The sequence below is a fragment of the Billgrantia zhangzhouensis genome (genome assembly GCF_021404465.1).
GTDB lineage: Bacteria > Pseudomonadota > Gammaproteobacteria > Pseudomonadales > Halomonadaceae > Halomonas > Halomonas zhangzhouensis.
The window spans coordinates 174,012-197,649 of sequence record NZ_JABFTT010000003.1 but is presented as its reverse complement, the minus strand read 5'-3'; the positions used below and the strand labels follow the sequence as shown (position 1 = coordinate 197,649).

General features: G+C 65.6%; 19 protein-coding genes. 5 read left to right on the top strand and 14 right to left on the bottom strand.

Annotated features, from left to right (window positions below):
* The first annotated feature begins 10 nt into the window (after window positions 1-10).
* Complete coding sequence (argE, locus tag HOP51_RS04650) at window positions 11-1,165, top strand: acetylornithine deacetylase (protein WP_234272797.1); 1,155 nt, start codon at window positions 11-13, stop codon at window positions 1,163-1,165.
* Here argE and HOP51_RS04645 read toward each other — a convergent pair.
* The 11 genes from HOP51_RS04645 to HOP51_RS04595 all read right to left on the bottom strand — a co-directional run bounded on the left by HOP51_RS04645 (window position 1,162) and on the right by HOP51_RS04595 (window position 14,509).
* Window positions 1,162-2,061 carry an SMP-30/gluconolactonase/LRE family protein gene (locus tag HOP51_RS04645; RefSeq protein WP_234272796.1) on the bottom strand — a complete coding sequence of 300 codons (900 nt, stop codon included), beginning with the start codon at window positions 2,059-2,061 and terminating at the stop codon, window positions 1,162-1,164. The genes argE and HOP51_RS04645 overlap by 4 nt on opposite strands.
* Window positions 2,062-2,097: 36 nt before the next feature.
* Window positions 2,098-3,897: an IlvD/Edd family dehydratase gene (locus tag HOP51_RS04640; RefSeq protein ID WP_234272795.1), complete on the bottom strand. Its 1,800-nt coding sequence runs from the start codon at window positions 3,895-3,897 to the stop codon at window positions 2,098-2,100.
* An 82-nt stretch (window positions 3,898-3,979) separates the two neighbouring features.
* Window positions 3,980-5,386, bottom strand: a complete 1,407-nt coding sequence (locus HOP51_RS04635) for a sugar porter family MFS transporter (RefSeq protein ID WP_234272794.1) — start codon at window positions 5,384-5,386, stop codon at window positions 3,980-3,982.
* A 78-nt stretch (window positions 5,387-5,464) separates the two neighbouring features.
* A complete protein-coding gene (gene lamB, locus HOP51_RS04630; protein ID WP_234272793.1) occupies window positions 5,465-6,799 on the bottom strand; it encodes a maltoporin in 1,335 nt (444 codons plus the stop codon).
* 113 nt (window positions 6,800-6,912) lie between these two features.
* Window positions 6,913-7,815, bottom strand: coding sequence for an aldose 1-epimerase (locus tag HOP51_RS04625; RefSeq protein ID WP_234272792.1), 903 nt, complete (start codon window positions 7,813-7,815; stop codon window positions 6,913-6,915).
* A gap of 15 nt (window positions 7,816-7,830) precedes the next feature.
* Window positions 7,831-8,871, bottom strand: a complete 1,041-nt coding sequence (locus HOP51_RS04620) for an ABC transporter ATP-binding protein (protein WP_234272791.1) — start codon at window positions 8,869-8,871, stop codon at window positions 7,831-7,833.
* Window positions 8,872-8,908: 37 nt separating this feature from the next.
* Window positions 8,909-10,525, bottom strand: a complete 1,617-nt coding sequence (locus HOP51_RS04615; RefSeq protein ID WP_234272790.1) for a glycoside hydrolase family 43 protein — start codon at window positions 10,523-10,525, stop codon at window positions 8,909-8,911.
* A 5-nt stretch (window positions 10,526-10,530) separates the two neighbouring features.
* Window positions 10,531-11,358 (bottom strand): carbohydrate ABC transporter permease, encoded by an 828-nt coding sequence (locus tag HOP51_RS04610; protein WP_234272789.1) that lies wholly within the window; start codon window positions 11,356-11,358, stop codon window positions 10,531-10,533.
* Complete coding sequence (locus tag HOP51_RS04605; protein WP_234272788.1) at window positions 11,355-12,287, bottom strand: carbohydrate ABC transporter permease; 933 nt, start codon at window positions 12,285-12,287, stop codon at window positions 11,355-11,357. Before HOP51_RS04605 ends, HOP51_RS04610 begins: the two co-directional genes overlap by 4 nt.
* An 89-nt stretch (window positions 12,288-12,376) precedes the next feature.
* Window positions 12,377-13,663 carry an ABC transporter substrate-binding protein gene (locus HOP51_RS04600; protein ID WP_234272787.1) on the bottom strand — a complete coding sequence of 429 codons (1,287 nt, stop codon included), beginning with the start codon at window positions 13,661-13,663 and terminating at the stop codon, window positions 12,377-12,379.
* A gap of 75 nt (window positions 13,664-13,738) precedes the next feature.
* Window positions 13,739-14,509: an SDR family NAD(P)-dependent oxidoreductase gene (locus tag HOP51_RS04595; RefSeq protein ID WP_234272786.1), complete on the bottom strand. Its 771-nt coding sequence runs from the start codon at window positions 14,507-14,509 to the stop codon at window positions 13,739-13,741.
* A 328-nt stretch (window positions 14,510-14,837) separates the two neighbouring features.
* On the opposite strand from HOP51_RS04595, the gene HOP51_RS04590 reads away from it, so the two are divergent.
* The 4 genes from HOP51_RS04590 to HOP51_RS04575 all read left to right on the top strand — a co-directional run bounded on the left by HOP51_RS04590 (window position 14,838) and on the right by HOP51_RS04575 (window position 19,941).
* A complete protein-coding gene (locus HOP51_RS04590) occupies window positions 14,838-16,037 on the top strand; it encodes an ROK family protein (RefSeq protein ID WP_234272785.1) in 1,200 nt (399 codons plus the stop codon).
* A gap of 226 nt (window positions 16,038-16,263) precedes the next feature.
* A complete protein-coding gene (locus tag HOP51_RS04585; protein ID WP_234272784.1) occupies window positions 16,264-17,841 on the top strand; it encodes an aldehyde dehydrogenase (NADP(+)) in 1,578 nt (525 codons plus the stop codon).
* Between the two features lie 3 nt (window positions 17,842-17,844).
* A complete protein-coding gene (locus tag HOP51_RS04580) occupies window positions 17,845-18,993 on the top strand; it encodes a fumarylacetoacetate hydrolase family protein (RefSeq protein WP_234272783.1) in 1,149 nt (382 codons plus the stop codon).
* 183 nt (window positions 18,994-19,176) lie between these two features.
* Window positions 19,177-19,941, top strand: a complete 765-nt coding sequence (locus HOP51_RS04575; protein WP_234272782.1) for a FadR/GntR family transcriptional regulator — start codon at window positions 19,177-19,179, stop codon at window positions 19,939-19,941.
* On the opposite strand, the gene HOP51_RS04570 is transcribed toward HOP51_RS04575, so the two are convergent.
* The 3 genes from HOP51_RS04570 to araH are packed head-to-tail and all read right to left on the bottom strand — an operon-like array spanning window position 19,938 to window position 23,632.
* Window positions 19,938-20,828, bottom strand: coding sequence for an SMP-30/gluconolactonase/LRE family protein (locus HOP51_RS04570; protein ID WP_234272781.1), 891 nt, complete (start codon window positions 20,826-20,828; stop codon window positions 19,938-19,940). The two genes, HOP51_RS04575 and HOP51_RS04570, sit on opposite strands and share 4 nt — an antisense overlap.
* Window positions 20,829-20,851: 23 nt before the next feature.
* Window positions 20,852-22,597, bottom strand: coding sequence for an IlvD/Edd family dehydratase (locus HOP51_RS04565; RefSeq protein ID WP_234272780.1), 1,746 nt, complete (start codon window positions 22,595-22,597; stop codon window positions 20,852-20,854).
* A 24-nt stretch (window positions 22,598-22,621) separates the two neighbouring features.
* A complete protein-coding gene (araH, locus tag HOP51_RS04560; RefSeq protein WP_234272779.1) occupies window positions 22,622-23,632 on the bottom strand; it encodes an L-arabinose ABC transporter permease AraH in 1,011 nt (336 codons plus the stop codon).
* Between the last annotated feature and the right edge of the window lie 6 nt (window positions 23,633-23,638).

The following is a 23,638-nucleotide window of genomic DNA, read 5'->3' as shown; positions in this document are numbered from 1 at the left end:
GGAGAGAATCATGACCGCCACCGAGATGCTCGAACGCCTGGTAGGCTTTGCCACCGTTTCCCGCGATTCCAACCTCGAACTGATCGCCTTCGTAGAGGGCTACCTCGACGAGCACGAGGTCGAGCATTGGCGGGTGGAAAGCGACGACGGCAAGAAGGCCAACCTGCTGGCACGCATCGGGCCGGAGGTGGAAGGCGGTGTGGTGCTCTCGGGCCATACCGACGTGGTGCCAGTCGACGGCCAGCCGTGGTCGACCGACCCGTTCACCCTGGTCGACAAGGGCGACGGCAAGCTCTACGGACGCGGCACCTGCGATATGAAGGGCTTCATCGCCTGTGCCCTGGCCGAACTGCCCCAATGGCTGAAGCGTGGCTTGGACAAGCCGATCTACCTGGCACTCTCTTACGACGAGGAGGTGGGCTGCATCGGTGCGCCGCGTATGATTGAGCGGCTGATGGCCGACCACCCACGCCCCGCGGCGGTGATCGTCGGCGAGCCGACCCTGATGCAGCCAGTGGTGGCCCACAAGGGCGCCACCAACCTGCGCACCACCGTGACCGGTCGCGCCTCGCACTCCAGCCAGATCGACCAAGGCGTCTCGGCGATTCACGTCGCCGCACGCCTGGTCACGAAAATCGAGGACGTGATGAGTGAACTGCGCGCCGAAGGTCGCATCGACGAGGCCTTCAACGTCGCCCACTCCAGCCTGCACGTGGGCAAGATCGCCGGTGGCACCGCGATCAACATCATGGCGCGGGAGTGCACCTTCGAGTGGGAAATTCGCCACCTGCCCAGCGACCGCTTCGAGACGCTGTTCGAGCGGGTGGATGCCTATGCCGTCGAACTCGAGGCCGAGATGCAGCGCCGCGCCCCCGAGGCGAGCATCGTCACCGAGGCACTCAATCTCACGGTGCCAGCGCTGGCCGACGACAATAACGCCGAGGTGCTCGACCTGTGCCGCGAGCTGCTCGGCGAGCAGTCCAGCGGCGCAGTGGCCTATGCCACCGAGGCCGGACAGTTCCAGCGCGTAGGGCTGCCCACCGTGATCTGCGGCCCCGGCAGCATTCGCCAGGCGCACCAGCCCGACGAATACATCGAGATCGAACAGCTCGCGGCGGGCAGCCGCTTCATGCAGGCGCTGGGGCGGCGGCTGGCGGGGGGCTAGCCACCGAAGCCGGGCTCGGCGAGCCCCTCCACCCCCGTTCTCATCTGCAGCAGGCTGCCGGCCTGCGGCCAGCGCGCCTTGCCCTCGGCATCCAGATGCTGAGTGGCCGTGGTGATGTAGAGCGTGCGCAAATCGGGGCCGCCGAAGGCCACCATGGTCGGATGCGGGCACGGCACCGGGTGCTCCGCCACCAGCTCACCCTCGGGCGTGAAGCGCACGATGCGCCCGCCGTCGTAGAGCGCGCTCCAGTAGCAGCCTTCGCTGTCCACCGCCGCACCATCGGGCACGCCGGGCAAGCCCAGCGTTTCCAGATCGACCCAGGTCTGCCCCTCCCCCAGCGTGCCGCTATCGACGTCGAAGGGGTAGCGCAGGATGCGCCGGGTCAGCGAGTCGGTATGGTAGAGCCAGCGTCGGTCGGGGCTGAAGGCCAAGCCGTTGGAGATGCCGATGCCCGTTAGCCGCCGAGTAAGCTCGCCCCGGTCGAGGCAGTAGAGCGCCGCGCTGGCGTTCGACTCTTCGGCATCGATAGTGCCCGCCCACAACCGCCCGGCGGCGTCGCAGCGGCCGTCGTTGAAGCGGTTTCCCTGCCCCGCTTGTTGCCACTCTTTTTTCCACTCAGGATTGTCGGCCAATCGCTCGGGCTCGCCGCTCTCGGGCAGGCGCAAGATGCCCGAGGCGGTAGCGACCACCAGCCCCGCCTCGTCGAGCGCCACGCAACCCACCTTCTCGCCCAGTTCGGTACGCGTCGGTGCCCCGCGCTTCTGCGGACACCAGGCATAGACATGGCCGTTGTTGATGTCGGTCCAGTAGAGGGCCTGGCGCGCCACCGACCACACAGGGCTCTCGCCCAGGCTCATGTCGAGCGCTACCGCCACTTCGATCACACCGTCTTGCATCACTCGTCTCCGTTCGCTCAGTGAATTCCCTTTGCCTCAATGGTTGTCCCGCGGTGGGCTCTGGCGGGCCACGTCGCGGTACTGAGTAGCCCCTGCCAGCGTCATGCCGCGGTCGAGCGGCTCCACCAAGGTGCGCTGAATCTCCTGCCACGGCGTCTGGTGCCCGGGATAGCGATAGCCGCCCTGCTGCTCGAGCCGTTCACGTCGCGCCTGTATCTCGGCTTCGTCGATCAGCAGGCGCACTTCGCCGCGGTTGAGATCGACGCGCAGGCGGTCGCCGTCTTCGAGCAGCGCCAGGCCACCGCCGGTGGCTGCTTCGGGGGCGGCATTCAGGATCGACGGCGAGCCGGAGGTACCCGACTGGCGCCCGTCACCCAGGCACGGCAGCGACTCGATGCCACGCTTGATCAGCGCCTCGGGGGGCTGCATGTTGACCACCTCGGCACCGCCGGGGTGACCCACCGGGCCGGCCCCGCGCATCACCAGAATGGTGTGCTCGTCGATGTCGAGGGCCGGGTCGTCGATGCGCGCGTGGTAGTCCTCCGAGCCGTCGAATACCACCACCTTGCCCTCGAAGGCGTTGGGATCGTCGGGATTGGAGAGGAAACGCGCGCGGAAGTCGGCGGAGATCACGCTGGTCTTCATCAGCGCCGAATCGAACAGATTGCCCTTGAGGTTGAGGAAGCCGGCCTGCTCGACCAGCGGATTGTCGTAGCGGCGTATCACCTCGGGATCCTGCGTCTCGCGCCCGGCGCAGTTGTCGGCGAGTGTTCGACCATTGACGGTAAGGACTTCGCCGTGGAGCTTACCGGCACCGAGCAGCTCGTTGACTATCGCCGGCACGCCACCGGCACGGTAGAACTCCTCGGAGAGATAGGCCCCGGCGGGCATCACGTTAGCCAGCAGCGGAATCGCATGCCCCAGCGCCTGCCAGTCGTCGTTGCTCAGCTCGATGCCCGAATGGCGGGCGATGGCGTTGATATGGATTGGTGCGTTGGATGAGCCGCCCAGCGCCGAGCACACCACGATGGCGTTCTCGAACGCCTCGCGGATGAGAATGTCGCTGGGGCGCAGGTCCTCCCACACCATGTCGACGATGCGCGCACCGGTGTCATAGGCCACCATCGCGCGCTCCTTGTAAGGTGCCGGAATCATCGCCGAGCCGGGCAGGCTCATGCCCAGCGCCTCGGCCATGGAGTTCATGGTCGAAGCGGTGCCCATGGTGTTGCAGTGGCCCACAGAGGGCGCCGAGTCGGTGGCCCGGGCGAGGAACTCGGCATAGTCGATGTCGCCCGCCGCGAGCCGCTTGCGCAGCTCCCAGATGATGGTGCCGGAGCCGACCCGGTCGGCCCCGCGCCAGCCGTTGAGCATCGGCCCGCCGGAGAGCACAATGGCGGGAATGTTGACCGTGGCCGCCGCCATCAGGCTCGCCGGGGTGGTCTTGTCGCAGCCGGTGGTGAGCACCACGCCGTCGAGCGGATAGCCGTGCAGCACCTCGACCAGGCCCAGGTAGGCCAGGTTGCGGTCGAGCGCGGCGGTGGGTCGCCGTGCGTTCTCATGGATCGGATGCAGCGGGAACTCGAACGGCACTCCGCCGGCGGCACGAATGCCGTCCTTGACCCGCTTCACCAGCTCGATGTGGTGTCGATTGCACGGCGTCAGGTCGGAGCCCGACTGGCAGATACCGATGATCGGCTTGCCGCTGGCGAGTTCCTCCAGGGTGATGCCGTAGTTCATGTAGCGTTCGATGCACAGCGCCGTGGTGCCCGGGTGCTCAGGGTTGTCGAACCACCAGCGCGAGCGCAGCTGGTCGGGCGTGATCTTGCGTTGGGTCATGTCCATTCCTCATGCGAGTCGGCGTCTTGGCCTGAGTGTCGGTTGTCGTGCAGACAGTGATACACGAGATGAGCCATCAGCGTCATTCATAGGCCATCTCCTCGAGTTCCTTGCCCCGCGTCTCCTTGACCAGGCGCAGCACGAAGAAGACCGATACCACCGCGCACAGGGCGTAGAATCCGTAAGCGCCCGCCAGGCCGATCGATGCCAGCATGATGGGGAAGGTCATGGTGATGCCGAAGTTGGCCAGCCACTGGAACAGCCCGGCAATGGCAAGGCCCGAGCCACGCATCTGGTTGGGGAACATCTCACCGAGCATGACCCACATCACCGGCCCCCAGGAGACATTGAAGAAGAACACGTAGGCATTGGCGGCCAGCAAGGCGAATACGCCCATGTCGTCGCCGAGGCGCAGGCGGCCATCGACCAGGGTGGCCGTGGAGAAGGCGAAGGCCATGCAGGCCAGGGTAATGGCCATGCCTACCGAGCCCGCCCACAACAGCGGCTTGCGTCCGATCTTGTCGATCAGGGCGATGGCGAGCAGGCAGGCGCCGATGCTGACCGCTCCCGAGATGACGTTGATCAGCAGCGCATCGGCCTCTGAGAAGCCCACCGACTGCCACAGCACGGCGCCGTAGTAGAACACCACGTTGATGCCCACCAGTTGCTGAAACACGGCCAGCCCGATACCCACCCAGACGATGCCGTGCACCTTGCCGGTGGTACGGTCGAGCACGTCGCGCAGCCGTGGCTTGTGATCGCGAGCCAGGGTGGCGTCGATCTCCGCCATCTTGGCGCTCACTTCCCCTTCGGGCATCACCAGCCCCAGCACGCGGCGTGCCTCGCCCTGTCGGCCGCTGCTGATCAGGTAGCGCGGGCTCTCCGGAATGAACAGCAGCGCCAGCAGGAACACCGTCGCCGGCAGCAGCTCGATCCAGAACATCCAGCGCCAGGTGGCGAAACCCAGCCACAGTTCGGCCATCGCCGAGCCCGACACGTGAGCCAGCACATAGTTGCTGAGAAAGGCCACGAACAATCCCGAGATGATCGCCACCTGCTGAATGGTGGCAAGCCGCCCGCGATAGGCGGCAGGCGCCACCTCGCTGATGTAGGCCGGGGTCATCACGCTGGCGGCACCCACCGCCATGCCGCCCAGCACACGATAGATCACGAACTCCAGGGAGCCTCCGGCAACACCCGAGCCCCAGGCGCTGACGAGGAAGAAGACCGCGGCCACGATCAGCAACGTGCGGCGACCGAAGCGGTCCGCCAGGCGCCCGGCGAAGAAGGCGCCCACCGCACAGCCGAGCAGCATCGAAGCGACGTTGAAGCCGGTCCCCACACTGTCGGAACCGAACGCGGCCTGCAAGCCATCGACCGTACCGTTGATGACGCCACTGTCGAAGCCGAACAGGAAGCCGCCGATGGCGGCGATGCAGCAGATCATGAAGATATAGGCCGAGCGGCTCATTACCTTGCGTTCCTGCATGACAAGTACTCCGCAAAAAGGGCGCCCGTCAGGGCGCCAAAGGGAAGAAACCCCGCGATGAAGGGGCCCGAGAGCGCGTTACCACCACACGTCCATCTGCAGGCCGAAGGTCACACCGTCGCTGTCATCGATGTTGATGGCATCGCCCGCCGCGCCCGCATCGATGGAGCGGCTGGTGCGATTCGCCTGGAAGGCATCGCCATTCCAGTCCGCATAGGTAACGAAGGCACGAATGACAGGTCGGGCGAAGCCACCCACGCCTGCCGACCACTGCTGCGCCAGGGTGGCCTTGGTCAGGCGACGGCTGGGGTCGCCGTTCTCGGGATCGACGTAGTCATGGCTGAGCTCCAGTGCCGTGCTCAGGTGGTTCGTCCAGTAGTAGGTCGGACGCACGCCGAGCGACATCCAGGTGGCCCCGGAGTCGTCGTCGAAGCGCTTTGCTTCATAGATGGCCGCATAGAGGAGATCGAGCCTGTCGGGCGCGAGCCACACGTTGCCGTGATTGATCACGCGCCACATCTCGCCGCCGGGCACGTCCGGGGAAACCCCGGCATTCATGCGCCCCTGGCCGGTGCCGGCGTTGATGATGCCGTCGGTGGCATACTGCAGCGCCAGCTTGTTGGTGCCACCGAACCAGTTGTCCTGTTGATGCTGCAGGGTCACCATGTGGCCCCGCTTGGCCTCGCTGCCCTGGTAGTAGGCCTCCTGGGCTTCGCTCAACTGGGCACGACCGTAGTTGTAGCCCAGCACCAGGGAGCCGCCGGGATTGACGGAGATGTCCGACCAGCGAATGTCCAGGGTGTCGTTGGAGATGCGGTTGTCGGCATCGGGGTATTCGGTATCGTCGGTGCCCGTGGCGCGCATCCACGCCAGGTGCAGCCTGCCGGTGCCCACGTCGATGTTCTCGATACCACCGCCAGGGCCGGTGGAGTCCCAGTAGAAGAAGTCGTTGATGTGTACGTCGTGGCGGCGGTAGAAGCGCTTGCCCGCCCACAGGGTGGCGCCGGGCAGGGCGTCGACCACGTTGTTGCCCTGCACGTACAACTGCCGGAGGGAGACCTCGGTGTCCTCGGAATCGTTCAGCTGATTCGAGAAATAGCCCACCATGCTGTTGAAATAGAACGACCTGTCGCCCTCTTCGAACAGCGTGGCGCCCAGGCCCAGCTCGGCGTAGGTCTCGCACTCGTTGCCCAGGCGGTACTTTGCCCCCGCACCGTTGGCCCGAAAACAGGCCTGGTCGCCACCGCCGGCGGTGTTGCCGACGCCGGATCGGGCATAGCCGGTGAAGTCGATGCCGGAGGTCGACACCTCCTGCGCCTGTGCACTGGCAAAGGCGAGGCAGCCAAGCCCGATCAGGCCCAGGCGGGAGAAGGAGTAGATGGAGTGAGTTGGCGCTTTCGCTATTGTGTTCATTGTTTTGCTCCTGTGAATGATGGCGCTGCTTGTTATTGGTAATAAGTCTGAACTAAGTATCTAAGCGATGCGTGTTGTCTCCTTGGTCGTCAAAGCGGATATCGAACGTGAGTTCAGTCAGCGGAGTGACAGCGGAAGCGGCAGCGCACTTCGCAACACTCTCCTTCCCCCAGCGTCACCAGGCCCGCCCCTTCGGAAGCAAGGCCCTGGGAGGAAGAGTCGGCGAAGCGGTGGGCGTCGACGTCATGGGACACCGGCTCGAAGCAGAAGAAATCCGCCTGCTCCCCCGGTGAGAAAACCAAGTAGCGCGAGGTATCGGCACGCACCTCTAGCGTCACACCGCGCTCGGGCCAACTCAGCTCGGCCCGGCCGTTCCAAGCGGTGAAAAGGTTGTCGATCCGGCCATCGGGCAGCGTGGCGCCACGGGAGAAGTTCCACGCCTCTGCGGCGGAGAGCTGCCGCCAGCGGGTGGGAAGCTGGTCGGCATCGACCTCCCACACGCCTTCGGCGGCGGCGACGAGCCGTACGCCTGCGCTGCGCGGAAACCAGGGATGCAAGCCCAGCCCGTAGGGAGCCGGCGCCTCTCCCAGGTGGGTCACGGCGAGGGACACCTCGAGCGTGTCGTCCGTCAGGCGATAGGTCAGCTCCGCCCGGTAGTCGAACGGGGGCTGATGCACCGAGCGCAGGCCAAGCCGCAGCCACGTAGCGCCCTGCTCTTCCACCTGCCAGGCCCGTTGCCAGCCATCGCCGTGAATCGGCAGGGGCTCACCGTCCAGATTGGCCGCAAGCGGGTAGTGGCGACCTTGCCACCTGAAACCGCCTCCGCCGATACGGTTGGACCATGGCACCAACGGATACATGGCCAGCCGGTTAGGGTCGCATTCGGCCTCGCTGCCCGGACGCATCAACGGCTCGGGGCCGTGTGCAGTCAACCTGTCGAAGCGCACCACGGAGCCACCGACCCGCGGGTTGACCACCAGTCGCAACCTGCCGTTATCCAGGGTGATCGTCGTCATCGCGCTGCTCCCGGCTCAGGCCATGCTGGCCTGAGGCTTGGCCAGTGCCTCATCCGGCAAGCGTCGTCCATCGTTGCCGAAGGCGTGCAGCAGCTCATGACGCGGCGTCAGGTGGAGCACATCGCCGCTGCGCACCTCAGCATCGCCCGGCAGGCGCACGGTGAGCGGGCCGGTGGCCTCGCTGTCGACATAGGCGAAGGCATCGGCACCGAGCATCTCGACTACCCGCACCTGGGTGCGCCACTCCCCTGCCTCATGGCTCACCTCGAGGTGCTCCGGGCGGATGCCGAGCGTGGTGGCGCCATAGGCCTTGGCCACGTCGCCTTCGATCAGGTTCATCTTCGGCGAGCCGATGAAACCGGCCACGAACAGCGTCTCGGGACGCTGGTAGAGCGCCATCGGCGTACCGACCTGCTCAATCTGGCCGGCGTTCATCACCACGATGCAGTCGGCCAGGGTCATCGCCTCGACTTGGTCGTGGGTGACGTACACCATGGTGGCATCGAGCCGCTGGTGCAGCTCGGCCAGCTCCACGCGCATGCGGTTGCGCAAGGCGGCGTCGAGGTTGGAGAGCGGTTCGTCGAACAGGAACACACCGGGGTTGCGCACGATGGCGCGACCGATGGCCACACGCTGGCGCTGTCCACCGGAGAGCTCGGCCGGCTTACGCTCGAGCAGCTCTTCCAGGTTGAGCAGGCGCGCCGCCTCGGCTACCTTGGCGCGGCGCTCCTCGGCGGGCACCTTGGCCAGGCGCATGCCGAAGTCGATGTTGCGCGCTACCGTCATGTGCGGGTAGAGCGCATAGGACTGGAACACCATGGCGATATCACGGTCACTGGGCTCGGCGGTGGTGACGTCGCGCCCGCCAATGGAAATCGCACCGCGGGTTACCGTCTCGAGACCAGCGATCATGCGCAGCAGGGTCGACTTGCCACAGCCGGAGGGCCCCACCAGCACCGTAAAGGAACCGTCTTCGATTTGCAGGTTGAGGTTGGGAATTACCGTGGTCTTGCCACGGAAGGTCTTTTCGACTTCGACCAGTGTTACTTCAGCCATAGCGTGCCTGTTTGTTTGGTTGTGGGCAAAAACGGGATCAGCGGGCGTTGCGACAGTAGCGGAACCCGGCGAAGTCGGCCGGTGTCGCGCGTCCGCTGATGTCGTGGGCCGCCATGCCCAGGAAGTTGCCGGTAAAGTAGCCGTGGGCGCGGCCACTGCCCTCGTCCGAGAGCAGGCCGGCGTCCAGCACCGGGCCGATCGACTGCCAGTCGGCGTCGCCCTGGGCGAAGCGGAACTGCAGCTCGCGCTCGCGAATGTCGAGGCCGAGGCGCACCGGCAGGCCGGCCTCGAGCATCACGCCAGCCTCGGCGATGTCGAGCTGCCCGCTGGGCCATTCGTCGTGGCAGCTCATCACGCTGAGCACCCGGTCGCCCGCGTCGTTCAGGCTCACCGCGAGATAGTGGAACTTGAAGCGGTTGTAGTAGGCGATCAGCCCGGCAAACTGCTGGATGTCGTCGGGCTCGTACTCGAGTTCGGTCTCGGCGCTGCAGTGCCAACTGTCCTGGCGCCGTGCCACCAGCGCCTGCTCGAACCAGGAGCCGACCGACTCGCGGCCGAACAGGCGCAGGTAGCCGGGCCGGGCGTCGAGCGAGAACAGCCGCTCGGGCTCGGGTGTGCGCAGCCACTGGAAGTCCGCCGGCAACGCACCGGGCTTGAATTCATAGGTTTCGTCGGCCGCCGGCCTACGCTGCTCCACGCCGGTATTAGCACCAGAGATGGCGACCTCGAGCGCCGGAGCATTGCCGCCATGAGCCAGGCGCAACCAGCCATCCTCGCCCCACTCGACACGCTGGATCGCCGTCTCGCGCCCCAGCGGCGAGCGGCGCGTGCCGGGCAGCGGCCGTCCGCACAGGTGCACCATGAAAGTCTCTCCATCGGGCGCTTCCACCAGGTCGGCGTGGCCGGCGCGCTGCAATGGGTTGTCCGGGTCGTGGCGGCTGGTCAGCACCGGGTTGTCCGGGTGCACCTCATAAGGGCCGGCGATCTCGCGCGAGCGAGCCATGGTCACGGCGTGGTCATAGCCGGTGCCGCCTTCGGCCACCAGCAGGTGGTACCAGCCGTCACGGCGATAGAGGTGCGGCCCCTCGGTGAGCTTCATTCCGGTGCCGGCAAAGATGTTGTGTATCGGGCCGACCAGCCGTCGGCGCTCGGCGTCGTACTCCTGCAGCAGGATGCCGCCGAAGCGGTCGCCGCCCTCGCGCTGGCGATAGTCCCACTTGAGGTTGACCAGCCACTTGCGGCCATCGTCGTCGTGGAACAACGAGGGATCGAAGCCGCTGGCGTTGAGATACACCGGGTCGCTCCAGGGACCCTCGATGCTGGGTGCGGTGACCAGGTAGTTGTGGCCATCCTTGAAGTTGCCCTCGTAGCGCTTCATGTCGGTGTAGATCAGCCAGAACAGGCCGTCGGCATAGGACAGGCAAGGCGCCCAGATGCCGCAGGAGTCGGGATTGCCGCGCATGTCGAGCTGGGTGGCCCGGGCCAGCGGACGGCTGACCAACTGCCAGTTGGCCAGATCCCGCGAATGGTGAATCTGCACGCCCGGGTACCACTCGAAGGTGGAGGTGGCGATATAGTAGTCCTCGCCGACCCGGCAGATCGAGGGGTCGGGATTGAAGCCGGGGAGAATCGGATTGCGGATGTTATCGGCCATCGGTGTCATCCCTTGACGGAGCCGCCGGTCAGCCCGGCCACGATGTATTTCTGCGCGGCGAGGAAGAAGATCACCGCCGGCGTAATGGTCAGCGTCACGAACGCCAGGATCATGTTCCACTGGGTCAGGTACTCGCCCTGGAACTGCATCATGCCGAGCGGCCAGGTGTAGATGGCGCGGTCGTTGAGCACCACCAGCGGCAGCAGGAAGTTGTTCCAGCTCTGCACGAAAACGAATACCCCCACGGTGGCCAGGATCGGCGTCGACAGCGGCAGGGTGAACGACCAAAAGAAGCGCAGGTAGCTGCAGCCATCGACGTAGGCGGCCTCGAACAGTTCCTTGGGCAGCTGATCGAAGAACGCCTTGAACAGCAGGATCGCCAGCGACAGGCCGAAGGCGGTCTGCGGCAGGATCACCGCCCAGTAGGTATCCAGCAGGCCCAGATCGCGCACCTTGATGAACAGCGGCAGGATCGCCGCGGCGAAGGGGAACATCAGCCCCAGCAGTAGGTAGGAGTGGATCATCCTCGAGCCGAAGAAGCGGATCTGCGAGAACACGTAGGCCGCCGCCGCGCCCACTACCAGAGTGAGCAAGACCGTCATCGACGAGATGAAGAACGAATTGCCCATGTAGCGCCAGAAATTGCCGTCGAGGAAGATCGCGACGTAGTTCTGCGGATTCCAGGCATCAGGCAGCCACAACGGATTGGTGCGCAGCTCGGCGTTGGTCTTGAAGCCACCGAAGAAGGAGGCCAGCAGCGGGCCGAGGACCAGGCTGGCCACCAGGATCAATACGATCACGCGCAGCGTGTTGCGGAAGGTCGCACTGCTCATGGGCGCTCCTCCTTCGCCGTGGCGCGCTGGTAGAACAGCGCGATGCCGATGGCGAGCACGAACAGCACCACGGCGGCGGCGCTACCGAAGCCGATGTTGAGCCGCGACAAACCGAAGGTGTACAGGTAGGTGACGATGGTATGGGTCGAGTTGGACGGCCCGCCGTTGGTCATCGGGATGATGATGTCGAAGATCTGCAGCGAACCGATGATGGCGAAGAAGCCGCTCACCACGATGGCATGCTTGATCAGCGGAATCTGTACGAACAGGGCCACCTGGCGCGGCTTGGCCCCTTCGAGCTTGGCCGCCTCGATCAGGTCCTTGGGTACGCTCTGCAGCGCGGCGATGTATATCATCATGTGGAAGCCGAAGTACTTCCACACGATTACCGTCATGATGGCCGGAAAGGCCCACTGGCGGTCGGCCAGCACATAGACCGACTCCTGCCCCAAGGCCTGGAACATGAAGGCGGTGATGCCGTAGTCGCCATCGAAGACAAAGCTCCAGATCAGCCCGGCGGCCACCTCGGCGAGAATGTAGGGCAGGAAGAACACCAGCCGGAACAGGGTGTTGGTCGGTGTCTTGCGATACACCAGCAGCGCCAGGCCCAGCGCCAGCGGCATCTGAACGACCAGGGAGACGAGAATCAGCTTGGCAGTGTTCCACAGCGCGGTATGGAACACCGAGTGGTCGAGCAGCCGCTCGTAGTTCTGGGTGCCGACGAAGTTGGTCGGCGTGCCATAGCCGTTCCAGGAGAAGGCGCTATAGTAAGCGGCATCGGCCAGCGGCAGGATGACGAACAGCGAGAACAGGATCAGCGCCGGCGGCAGCAGGATCAGCACGGCGGTGAACTTGCCGCTGGCCAGCCCCTGCCGGAAGCGATCGGCATTGCTTCTCCTGTGCACGGCAGGTCGGGTCAGGGTACTCATGAGGGTTTCCCTTCGGAGAACGGGACCCGGCGCAGCGTGAGCGCGGCACCGGGCAGGCTCAGGATTCGTGAATGTTTCCAGCGAACGGCTCAGCGGAACATCCAGGCCTCTTCGACCTGGGCGGCCGCCTTCTCGGGCGTGATCTCGCCCAGGGCCAGGTCGCCGCTGATGTCGTTGACCGTGGCGCCAACCGAGGTACCCAGCGCCTGGTCGAGAAACACCTGATGGAAGTTCGACTCGCTGAGGATCTGCGCCACCTTGCGTGCATAGGGCGTGTCGAGCTCCTCCTCGGAGCCGTGAGCTACCGGCACGAAGATGCCGAGTCGGGCGGCCTCGCGCTGGTTCTCCTCATTGAGCAGGAAGCGCAGGAAGTCGACCGCCTCGTCGGAGGCGTCACGGGTCACGGCAAAGCCGTTCATGCCGCCAAAGCTGTCATCGTTGCCCACACCATCGTCCACCCGGGGAAAGCGAATGAACTCGAGATCTTCGTCGGGCACGCCCTCGCCCGTCATCGAGCGCTCCTTGGAGGGGATGTAATCCCAGTCGCCCATCAGGTGCAGGGCCGCTTCGCCATCACCAAACATGGCACTGGCGCGCTCGTAGGAGGTCGCCATGAAGCCCGACTGGAAGGGATTGAGTTCGACGAACGCCTGCAACAGCTCGCCGGCGCGCACGAAGGGCTCGCCCTCGAAGCCACCGTTCGCGCCCTCCTTGGCCATTTCGATGCCCTCGCCGCCGGCCAGGCGCGTGGCCAGGTAACCCCAGTAGAAGTGCATCGGCCAGCCATCCTGGCCACCCACCACGACGGGGGTGACGCCGCTTTCGCGCAGGGTGGTCACCGCCTCCTGCAAGTCCTCCCAGGTCTCGATGGCTTCGATGTCGACGCCAGCCTGTTCGGTCAGAGCGGTGTTGGCCCAGAAGCCCACTACGGTAGCGTAGAGCGGCGCGCCGTAGACGCGATCGTCAAGCGTGAAGGCGCGCACGGCCGACTCGGGGTAGAGATCCTGCCAACCGTCCTGCATCTCTTCGGTGAGGTCGCGCACGAAGCCGGCCTCGACCTGGTCGCGCAGCCCCTCACCGCCCCAACTGTAGAAGATGTCGGGGCGCTGATTGGATTGCAGCAGGGTGGGCAGGCGCGTCTTGTAGGCCTCGTTGGCGATGTATTCGAAGACTACGTTGACGCCCGGATTCTGCGCCTCGTACTCGGCGACGACATCGGCGTAGTACTGCTTCTCGACGTCACTGATCTCGACCCGCAGTACCCGCACGGTGGTATCGGCTGCCGCAGCGAACGCCGCGAGCCCGGAAGAAACGGCAAGCGCCGCGGCCAACCAGCGCCTGCCGCGCGCCGGCAGTGGCAAGCGTTGTTCTGACATGTGCATGGCGTGCTCCTTGTTGTGTTGTAAGCGCATGGTGCACCTCTTGTTTTGAGAAAATCATTGCAATGAAAATCAGCCCCAGCCGCCATCCACGGCTATCTCCTGGCCCGTTATCGCGGCGCTATCAGCGCTGGCCAGGAACAGGACGGTGGGGGCGATGTGCCTGGGCTCGAGCCGCAGCTTCAGGCACTGATGGGCCTGGATCGATGCCTCCTCTTCGGGGCCGATCCACTTCTGCAACTGACGCTCGGTCAGGATCGAGCCGGGCACCAGGGTGTTGACGCGGATGCCGTAGCGCCCCAGGTCACGCGCCAGGCTGCGGGTCAGGCCATGTACCGCCGCCTTGGCGGTGACATAGGTCGACAACTCGGGGATGGCCATCTGCACGCTGATCGAGCCGAAGTTGATGATCGCGCCACCACCGGCCTCGATCATCTGGTGCGCCGCCGCCTGAGCGGCAAAGAACATCGGCCTTAGATTGAGCGACATGCGCTCGTCCCAATAGGCAACGTCGACCTCCTGCCAGGTATGGCGATCGTCGTTGGCAGCGTTGTTGACCAGGGTATGGATGGGCCCCAACTCCCGACCGACGTCAGCGATGGCGGTTTGCAGGGCCGCGACATCACGTATGTCGCAGTGACGATAATACGGCGCCCGATCGGTTTCCGCCTTGAGCTGTTCCACCAGCGCCTGGCTGGCGGCATCATCGATGTCGACGAAAGCGACTCGAGCCCCCTGCCGATGAAAGGATCGGGTCAGTTCAGCGCCGATGCCGCTACCGCCGCCAGTAATGAAGACCACCCGCTGCTCGAGGCTGGGGTAACGCGCCGCGTCGTTGTTCATGCTCTCTCCACTTAGTTTTTTCTATTTACTAATTGGAGAATGAACATCACCTTGCAAAGCGACAATGAGACGTTGGTCTAAACCCTTTTTATTCACCGGGAAAGAACAGTTACGTCTTACTGTTGGGCACGCTTCGGCCGATAGGAGCGTAGATGATGAATCGGAATTCGTTTAATCTTGCAACCAACCGACGACATCCGCATCGTGAACGTCTTGGTGGAAACCTCGCGCGCCTCCCTATCGAATGGCATCATCGATGCGCGACGAAACACGTTCGGCTTTCACTTTCCGCGGCGTCCCGATGTGCCAATTGCAGGGCTTCATTCACATGTCAACCAGCTACCAGCACAAAGCGGGCGACCTACACTTCCTCAAACGGCTCAATCGCAGCGCCATCCTCGAACTGGTACGTCGTACTCCCGGACTCACCCGGGCCGACATCGCCACCTTGGCCCAACTCACCAAGGCCACCGTCGGCGCCGGCGTACAGTCGCTGCTGCATCAGGGCTGGCTGCGCGAGGGCGAGCTGCAGAAGAGCAGCGGCGGCCGCCCGGGGCGCGCCCTGCACCTCAATGACGACAACCATGTCCTGTTCGGCGCCGAAGTGGGCGTGCACGGCCTGCGCCTGGTCGCCTGCACCCTCTCCGGCCAGGTGCTCGAGTCACACCACGAACACCTCGTTCCCACCACGCCGGAGGTCACCGCCGAACTACTCGCGGAGCTGCTGCACGGGCTGATGCGCACTGCCTCGGTGAAGGGTCGTCACTGCCTGGGGCTTGGGGTCGCACTACCAGGCCCCATCGCACCGGGCAAATCCGTACTACGCCTGGCGCCCAACCTGGGCTGGCGCGACATTCGCTTTCTCGACCTGCTGCGCCCTCACCTGCCGCACCTGGAAGGCACCTGGCTGATGGACAACGAAGCCAAGTCGGCCGCCTTCGGTGAGCTCTATTTCCGCACCGGCAACATCCCCGAATCGCTGATGTACGTCAGCGCCGGCACCGGGATCGGGAGTGGCATGGTCGAAGGCAGCCACTTGCCCCTGGTGACCCGCGGCGTTCAGGGCCTGGCCGGAGAGATAGGCCACACCGTGCTGCAACCCGGCGGCCTCTACTGCCATTGTGGCAACCGCGGCTGTGCCGAAACCCTGGTCAGCGGCTGGTCGATCCGGGCCGCGCTGGGCATCGCCGAAGAGCAGGACCTCATCGAAACCCTGCTGCCCCGCCTGAATGACCCCGACGTGCAGGTCACGCTGCGTCGGGCCGGCGAAGCGCTGGGCATTCTGCTGCTCAATCTTCACCATACCCAAAACCCCTCGGAAATCGTGCTGGGCGGCTCACTGACCCGGCTCGGCGACGCGTTGCTGTCTCCCGCCCTCGCCTACTTCAAGGCCAATCAGAACAGGTTGTTGGGCACGACCCAGCAGGTCCCCCTGCGGGTGATCGAGGACTCCACCTTCATCGCCGCCCGCGGCGCCGCGGCCCAGGTTCTGGCCAGCATCATTCACGGTCCGAGCGACCTGACCTAGTGTCAGGCTCTGGCTCTCCCTTTCTTGCTCCGGCGGCCAGGATCATCCAAGGTTAACTTCGTGCCCTGTCGACCTTGTCCGGCCAGGACACTGCGACCAAAGTCCAACTCAACATATAAGTTAAGAGATTGAACTTAGTCGGCACCTCGCGCAGGATACTCCCGGGCGTCTGGAAATGCGCCCGTCGGTCCGAGTCATTCATCGACAACAACCGTAGGAGCCCACCATGTCCCTGGAAGGCAAGATGCTGATCGGTCGCGAGGCCGTCAGCGGCAGTTCCACGCCCATTCATGCCGTCAACCCCGCTACCGGCGAGCAGCTCGCACCCACCTATGCCGGCGGCACCCAGGCCGAGGTCGAGCGCGCCTGTGCGTTGGCCGAGGCGGCGTTCGGCACCTACCGTGAAACGACGCTCGAGGAGCGCGCGGCGTTTCTCGAGACGGTCGCCAGCGAGATCGAGGCGATCGGTGACGCACTGATCGAGCGCGCCATGGCCGAGACCGGCCTGCCCCGGGCACGCCTCGAGGGCGAGCGCGGCCGTACCTGCGGTCAGCTGCGCCTGTTCGCCTCGGTGGTACGTGCCGGCGAGTGGCTCGACGTACGCATTGACCCGGCCCTGCCCGAGCGCGAGCCGATGCCCCGCGCCGACCTGCGCCAGCGTCATATCCCGCTCGGTCCCGTCGCTGTGTTCGGCGCCTCGAACTTCCCGCTGGCCTTCTCCGTGGCCGGCGGCGATACCGCCTCGGCACTGGCTGCCGGCTGCCCGGTGATCGTCAAGGCCCACTCCGCCCACCCCGGCACCTCCGAGCTGGTCGGTCGTGCCGTGCAGAAAGCGATCAAGAGAAGTGGCTTGCCGGAAGGCGTGTTCTCGCTGCTGTTCGGTTCGGGCAACGAGATCGGCCAGGCTCTGGTCAGTGATCCGCGCATACAAGCCGTCGGCTTCACCGGCTCCCGTGGCGGCGGTACGGCCTTGATGAGGACTGCCCAGGCCCGCCCCCAGCCGATCCCGGTCTACGCCGAGATGAGCTCGATCAACCCGGTATTCCTGCTGCCCGAGGCGCTGCGCGCTCGCGGCGCCCAGCTCGCCGAGGGCTTCGTCGCCTCGCTCAACATGGGCGCCGGGCAATTCTGCACCAACCCGGGCCTGGTCATTGCGGTGAAGGGCCCAGAGCTCGACGCCTTCGTCGAGGCGGCGGGCGATGCCGTGAAGAGCAGCGCCGCCCAGACCATGCTCACCCCGGGCATCCACGCGGCCTACGAGCAGGGCGTGGGCCGGCTCTCCGGCAACGGTAAGGTCAGGGAAGTGGCCCGCGGCCAGGTGGGCGAATCCGCCCATCCGTGCCAGGCGGGGCTCTACGCCACCGCAGCCGAGGATTTCCTGGCCGATCCTGAGCTGCAGGAGGAGGTATTCGGTGCCACCTCGCTGGTGATCGAGTGCGCCGGCCTGGAAGAAGTGAAGCGCGTGACCAGCCGGCTCGAAGGCCAGCTCACCGCCACCCTGCAGATGGACGACGCCGACCTCGAGGCAGCGAAAGCCCTGCTGCCGATCCTCGAGCGCAAGGTGGGCCGGATCCTGGCCAACGGCTGGCCCACCGGGGTCGAGGTGTGTCACGCCATGGTCCACGGCGGCCCGTTCCCGGCCACCTCCGACTCGCGCACCACCTCGGTGGGCAGCGCGGCGATCTTCCGTTTCCTGCGCCCGGTGTGCTACCAGGCGCTGCCGCAGGGGCTGCTGCCCGAGGCATTGCGTGACGGCAACCCCTGGGGTGTGTCACGGTTGGTCGATGGCAAACGCGAGGCATGAGACGTGAACGACAACAAGACGAACGCTTATCTTCCCCAGGATGTGGAGCAGGCCCTGCTGGTGGGGCGCGTATGGCGCGATGAGGGGCCGGCACTGGTGGTGGTGCGCCAAGGGGAGGTCATCGACATTTCCGCCCAGTGCGACTGCATGGCCGACCTGCTCGACCGCGACGATGCCGCCGATTTCGTGCGGCGTGCCGAAGGCGAATCGCTGGGCCCCGCCACGGCCCTGCTGCAGAACTCGCTGGCCGAACCGCAAATCACCCCCTACCTGCTCGCCCCCTGCGACGTGCAGGCGATCAAGGCCTGCGGCGTGACCTTCGCCGTGAGCCTGCTGGAGCGGGTGATCGAGGAGCAGGCCGGCGGCGACGCCGCCAAGGCCAGCCAGCTGCGCAGCGAACTCAACGAGATGATCGGCCAGGATCTGTCGCGCATCGCCCCGGGCTCCGACGAGGCCATGGCCCTCAAGGCGGCGCTGCAGGCGCGCGGCGCCTGGTCCCAGTACATGGAGGTGGGGCTCGGCCCCGACGCCGAGGTGTTCACCAAGGCGCAACCGTTCTCGTCGGTGGGCTTTGGTGCCCGCGTGGGCCTGCACCCGGCCTCCGAATGGAACAACCCCGAGCCGGAAATCGTGCTGGCGGTGGATGCCAAGGGACACGCCAAGGGCGCCACACTGGGCAACGACGTCAACCTGCGCGACATCGAGGGCCGCAGCGCCCTGCTGCTGGGCAAGGCCAAGGACAACAACGCCTCCTGCGCCATCGGCCCGTTCATCCGTCTGTTCGACGAACGCTTCACGCTGGACAGCGTGCGCCAGGCTCACGTGACGCTGCGCATCGAGGGCAAGGACGACGGCTTCCTGCTCGAAGGCGAGAGCGACATGCGCGAGATCAGCCGCGATCCGCTCGATCTGGTACGCCAAACCGTCGGCGCCCACCACCAGTACCCGGACGGCTTCATGCTGTTCCTTGGCACCATGTTCTCGCCGATTCAGGATCGCGACGGCGAGGGCCAGGGCTTCACCCACCATATCGGCGACAGCGTGACCATCGCCACACCGGCACTGGGGGCGCTGGTCAATCGCGTCGACCGCTCCGACAAGCTGCCGCCCTGGACCTTTGGCATTCGCCAATGGCGAGCCCATCGCCGCTAGGCTTCGTCCGGAAAGTGTCTGGCCTTCGCTCGCCGACTTTTCAGACGAAGCCTAGGCCTCGTCCGATGAGAACCGACGCAACGACAGGGCGCATTTCGTGCCCTGTCGTTGCGACCTAGGCAGTATTGCGAGTATGTTGAACATATGACACTTTAGGCGGCAAAATCATCGACATGAGCTGCCATGACTGCGACGCCACCCAAGCGCCCCACCAAACCTGTCCGGCCCAGCGTGGCGGAGTATCTCGCCGAAGCCATCTTTTCCGGGCGCTATCAGCCCGGCGACTTCGTCCCCAAGGAGATTGACCTCTGCCAGCAGTTCGCCATCAACCGCTCGGCGGTGAGAAGCGACCTGCGTCAATTGGTCGATGTCGGCATCATCGCGCGAATCTCCGGCCACGGTTCCAAGGTGCGCGACTATGAGGAGTGGAACATCCTCGACCCGTCAGTGACCGAATGGATGACCCGCTATGCCTCGCCCAACCCGCGCATCCAGCGCGAGATACTGGCCTTCCGCCTGGACGTCGAACCCTATGTGGCGATGACGGCGGCACGCCGCGCCAAGGCCCTCGATCTGGTCGCCATCGAGGAGGCGCTGGAAGGCATGAACCGCTACCTGCACGCCGAGAGTGCCGAGGAGCGGCAGCGCTACAGTGATCATGACGTCGCCTTCCACGTGGCCATCTTCAAGGCCAGCCACAACATCGTCTGGGCCCAGCTCTCGCATATCCTGCGTCCCTCGATTCACATGCTGGTGGAAACCTCGAACGACAGCACCGCCGACCCCGAGGCGAGCTTCGAACGTCATCGCCTGGTGATGGAGGCAATCCGCGCCCGGAAGCCTCGCGAGGCCTTCCAGGCCGCGCGAGACGTGCTGCAGGATACGGCCGACGCGCTGGGCATCGAGCCGGGGGATGGGACGTTGGGGAGTTGGCTCGCCCCCGACTAGGCAGCAAACATCGGCGATGAGAGACCCCGAATCCCGGGAGCCACGCGAAACAGACTACCCGCCAGCGCCTCCTGTTCACGGCCATCGGCCGCGGTGGTGATATAGAGCTGGTCCAGCTCGGGGCCGCCAAAGGCGCAGGATGTGACCCGCGAGGCAGGCAGGATCAGGGTCTCGTCCAGCGTGCCGTCAGGCAGGAAGCGGCTGACTCGCCCGCCGCCCCAATGAGCGACCCAGAGGCCACCCTCAACGTCGCAGGTCATGCCATCCGGATAGCCTTGGGCACCATGGAAGCGCAGGTGCTCGCGCTTGCCGGAAAGCCCCCCTTCCAGCGAGAGATCGAAGGCGTAGACGATGCCGGCCACCGTGTCGCTGTGATAGAGCGTCCTGCCGTCGGGGCTGATGGCGGGGCCATTGGCGACGCCGTAGCCATGGTCAACCCGGCGCAGACCAGCGGCGTCGAGGCGATAGAAGGCTCCTTGGCCCGGCTCGCCACTCTCTTTCTCGTTCTCACGCATCGAACCGAACCAGAGACGCCCCTGGGCGTCCACCGCCGCGTCGTTGAAGCGGTTGCCCGCCGGCTCTTCGGGCGTGGCCCAGGCGTCGACGATACGCGGCCCATTCTCGTCGAGACGCAGGTGCACCAGCCGTGAGGCGAGCCCGGCAATGAAGCCGTCACCGTCGGCCCGCGGTGCCAGCCAGCAGCACGCCTCATCCAGCGGCCAGCTGCGGGTCCTGCCGCTGGCGAAATCGTGTACATGCAGGGTGCGTCCCAGAATGTCGACGAACAGCAGTTGACCGGCTTCCCCCCGCTCGGCACACCAGAGCGGGCCTTCGCCCAGTTGCGCCCTGCCCCGCCATACGCACTGGATCATCGAACCGTCGACCATACGTCGCTCTCCTCCCAGCCGGTTCAATGCGAATGCCTCGGCACCTCGGCACCGCGACACCCGACCAGAAAATCGAAGTCGCAGCCCTCGTCGGCCTGCAGTACCCGCTCTATGTAGAGCTGGCGATAGCCGCCATCGCTGGCGATACGGCGCGACGCGGCAGTGGGATCGCTCTCGGCCAGACGCGCCTCGAGCTCGGCGTCGCCGATATCCAGGTGCAGCTTGCCGGCGTCACAGTCAAGTTCGATCCAGTCGCCACTGCGCACCGCGGCAAGCGGCCCGGCGGCGGCGGACTCCGGCGCCACGTGTAAAACCACGGTGCCATAGGCGGTGCCGCTCATGCGTGCATCGGAGATGCGCACCATGTCGGTCACGCCCTGCTCCAGCAGTTTGGCGGGAAGGCCCATGTTGCCGACCTCGGCCATGCCGTGATAGCCGCGCGGCCCACAGTTCTTCATCACCAGTACGCTGCTGGCATCGACCTCGAGAGCGGGATCGTTGATGCGCGCCTTGTAGTCGTCGAAGTCTTCGAACACCACCGCCCTGCCGCGATGGGTCATCAGCTCGGGGCTCGCCGCCGAGGGCTTGAGCACCGCCCCGCGCGGTGCCAGGTTGCCGCGCAGCACGCACATGCCGCCGTCCTCGCGCAGGGGTTTATCCAGCGGGCGAATCACCTCGTCGTTGTAGAGCGGCGCTTCCTTGACGTTGTCCCACAGGGTCCTGCCGTTGACCGTCAGCGCCTCCTTGTGCGGCAAGCGGTCGGCCTCGCCCAGCCGGCGCAGCACCGCGGGCAGGCCGCCGGCGTAATAGAACTCCTCCATCAGGAAACGCCCCGAGGGCTGCAGGTCGACGATGGTCGGCGTGCCGCGACCGACGCGGCTCCAGTCGTCGAGGTCGAGTTCAACGCCGATGCGCCCGGCAATCGCCTTGAGGTGAATCACGGCGTTGGTCGAGCCACCGATCGCGGCGTTGGTGCGGATGGCGTTCTCGAAGGCCTGCTTGGTCAGGATCTTCGACAGGCGCAAATCCTCCTCCACCATCTCGACGATGCGATTGCCGGAGAGGTGCGCCAGCACGTAGCGCCGGGAATCCACCGCGGGGATTGCCGCGTTGTGCGGCAGCGAGGTGCCCAGCGACTCGGCCATGCAGGCCATGGTCGAGGCCGTGCCCATGGTGTTGCAGGTGCCCGCCGAGCGCGACATGCCGGCCTCGGCGGCCATGAAGTCGTGAATCGAGATCTTGCCCGCCTTGACCTGCTCGGAGAGTTGCCAGACCACGGTGCCCGAACCGATGTCCTTGCCCTCGTGCTTGCCGTTGAGCATCGGCCCGCCGGTCACCACGATGGCCGGAATGTCGCAGCTCGCCGCGCCCATCAACAGCGCCGGCGTGGTCTTGTCGCAGCCCACCAGCAGTACCACCGCATCCAACGGATTGCCGCGAATCGACTCCTCCACGTCCATGCTCGCCAGGTTGCGGGTGAACATCGCCGTGGGCCGCAGCAGTGACTCGCCGTTGGAGAACACCGGGAACTCCACCGGGTAGCCCCCCGCTTCGAGCACTCCCTTCTTGACGTGCTCGGCCAGCTTGCGGAAGTGCGCATTGCAGGGCGTAAGTTCCGACCAGGTGTTGCAGATGCCGATGATCGGCTTGCCCTTGAACTCATGGTCCGGGATGCCCTGGTTCTTCATCCAGCTGCGGTACATGAAGCCGTTCTTGTCGGCGGTGCCGAACCACTGGGCGCTGCGCAAGGGACGCTTGCGGTCGGTCATACGAGGTCTCCTGAAACCGAAGGGTCAAGCACGCTGGCGTCGGGTCTGCTTCCAGCGATCGAACATCACCGCCAACAGCAGGATCGCGCCGCGTACCAGGTACTGATAAAAGGTGGGCACGTTGAGCAGGCCCATGGCGTTCTGCACGCAGCCCATGATCAGCACGCCCACCAGCACGCCGGTGATGGTGGCCACGCCGCCGGAAAGCGCCACGCCGCCCAGCACGCAGGCAGAAATGACGGCAAGCTCCAGGCCCATCGAGGTATTGGGATCGCCGAGCCCCATGCGCGAGGCGAGCAGTACACCGGCAATGCCGGCCACCACGCCCTGCAGGCCGAAGACGATGATCTTGAGACGGCGCACATTGACCCCGGCCAACGCCGCCGCCTCGGCGTTGCCGCCGGTGGCCAGCACGTTGCGCCCGAACGCGGTCATATTGAGCAGCACGCCGAAGATCACGAAGCAGGCGATCATGGTCCACACCGGCAGGGTCAGGCCGAGGAATGAGGCACTGCCGAGATCGAAGAACTCGGGCACCGTGATCATCACCGCATCACCGCGGGAAGTGATGTAGGCCAGGCCGCGCACGAACTCCATGGCGGCGAGCGTGGCGATCAACGAATTGATGCCGAACTTGGCCACCACGAAGCCGTTGAAGGTCCCTACCGCGCCCCCGGCAAGCACGCCGCCGAGCACGCCGATCACTACGCTGCCCGAGGCCGAGGTGACCACGGCGGCGACGACACCGGCGAAGGCGACGATGGAGGCGACGGACAGATCGACCTCGCCCAGTGCCAGCACCATCATCATGGTGGTGGCGATGGTGCCGATCAGGGTGATGGAGAGCAGCAGCCCCACCATGTTGCGCCCGGTGAGAAAGCCGGGAATGAATACCGCCAAGGCAATGAACAGGATCACGAAGATGGCGATCAGCCCCGAAGTGTCGAGCAGGGTGCGCAGGGGCTTGGGCAGCCCGCGGCGCGGGGGTGCCGCGGCCGTGCCGCCGTCTCCCTCAGCGAATTTGTGGGTGGTCATGGGCAG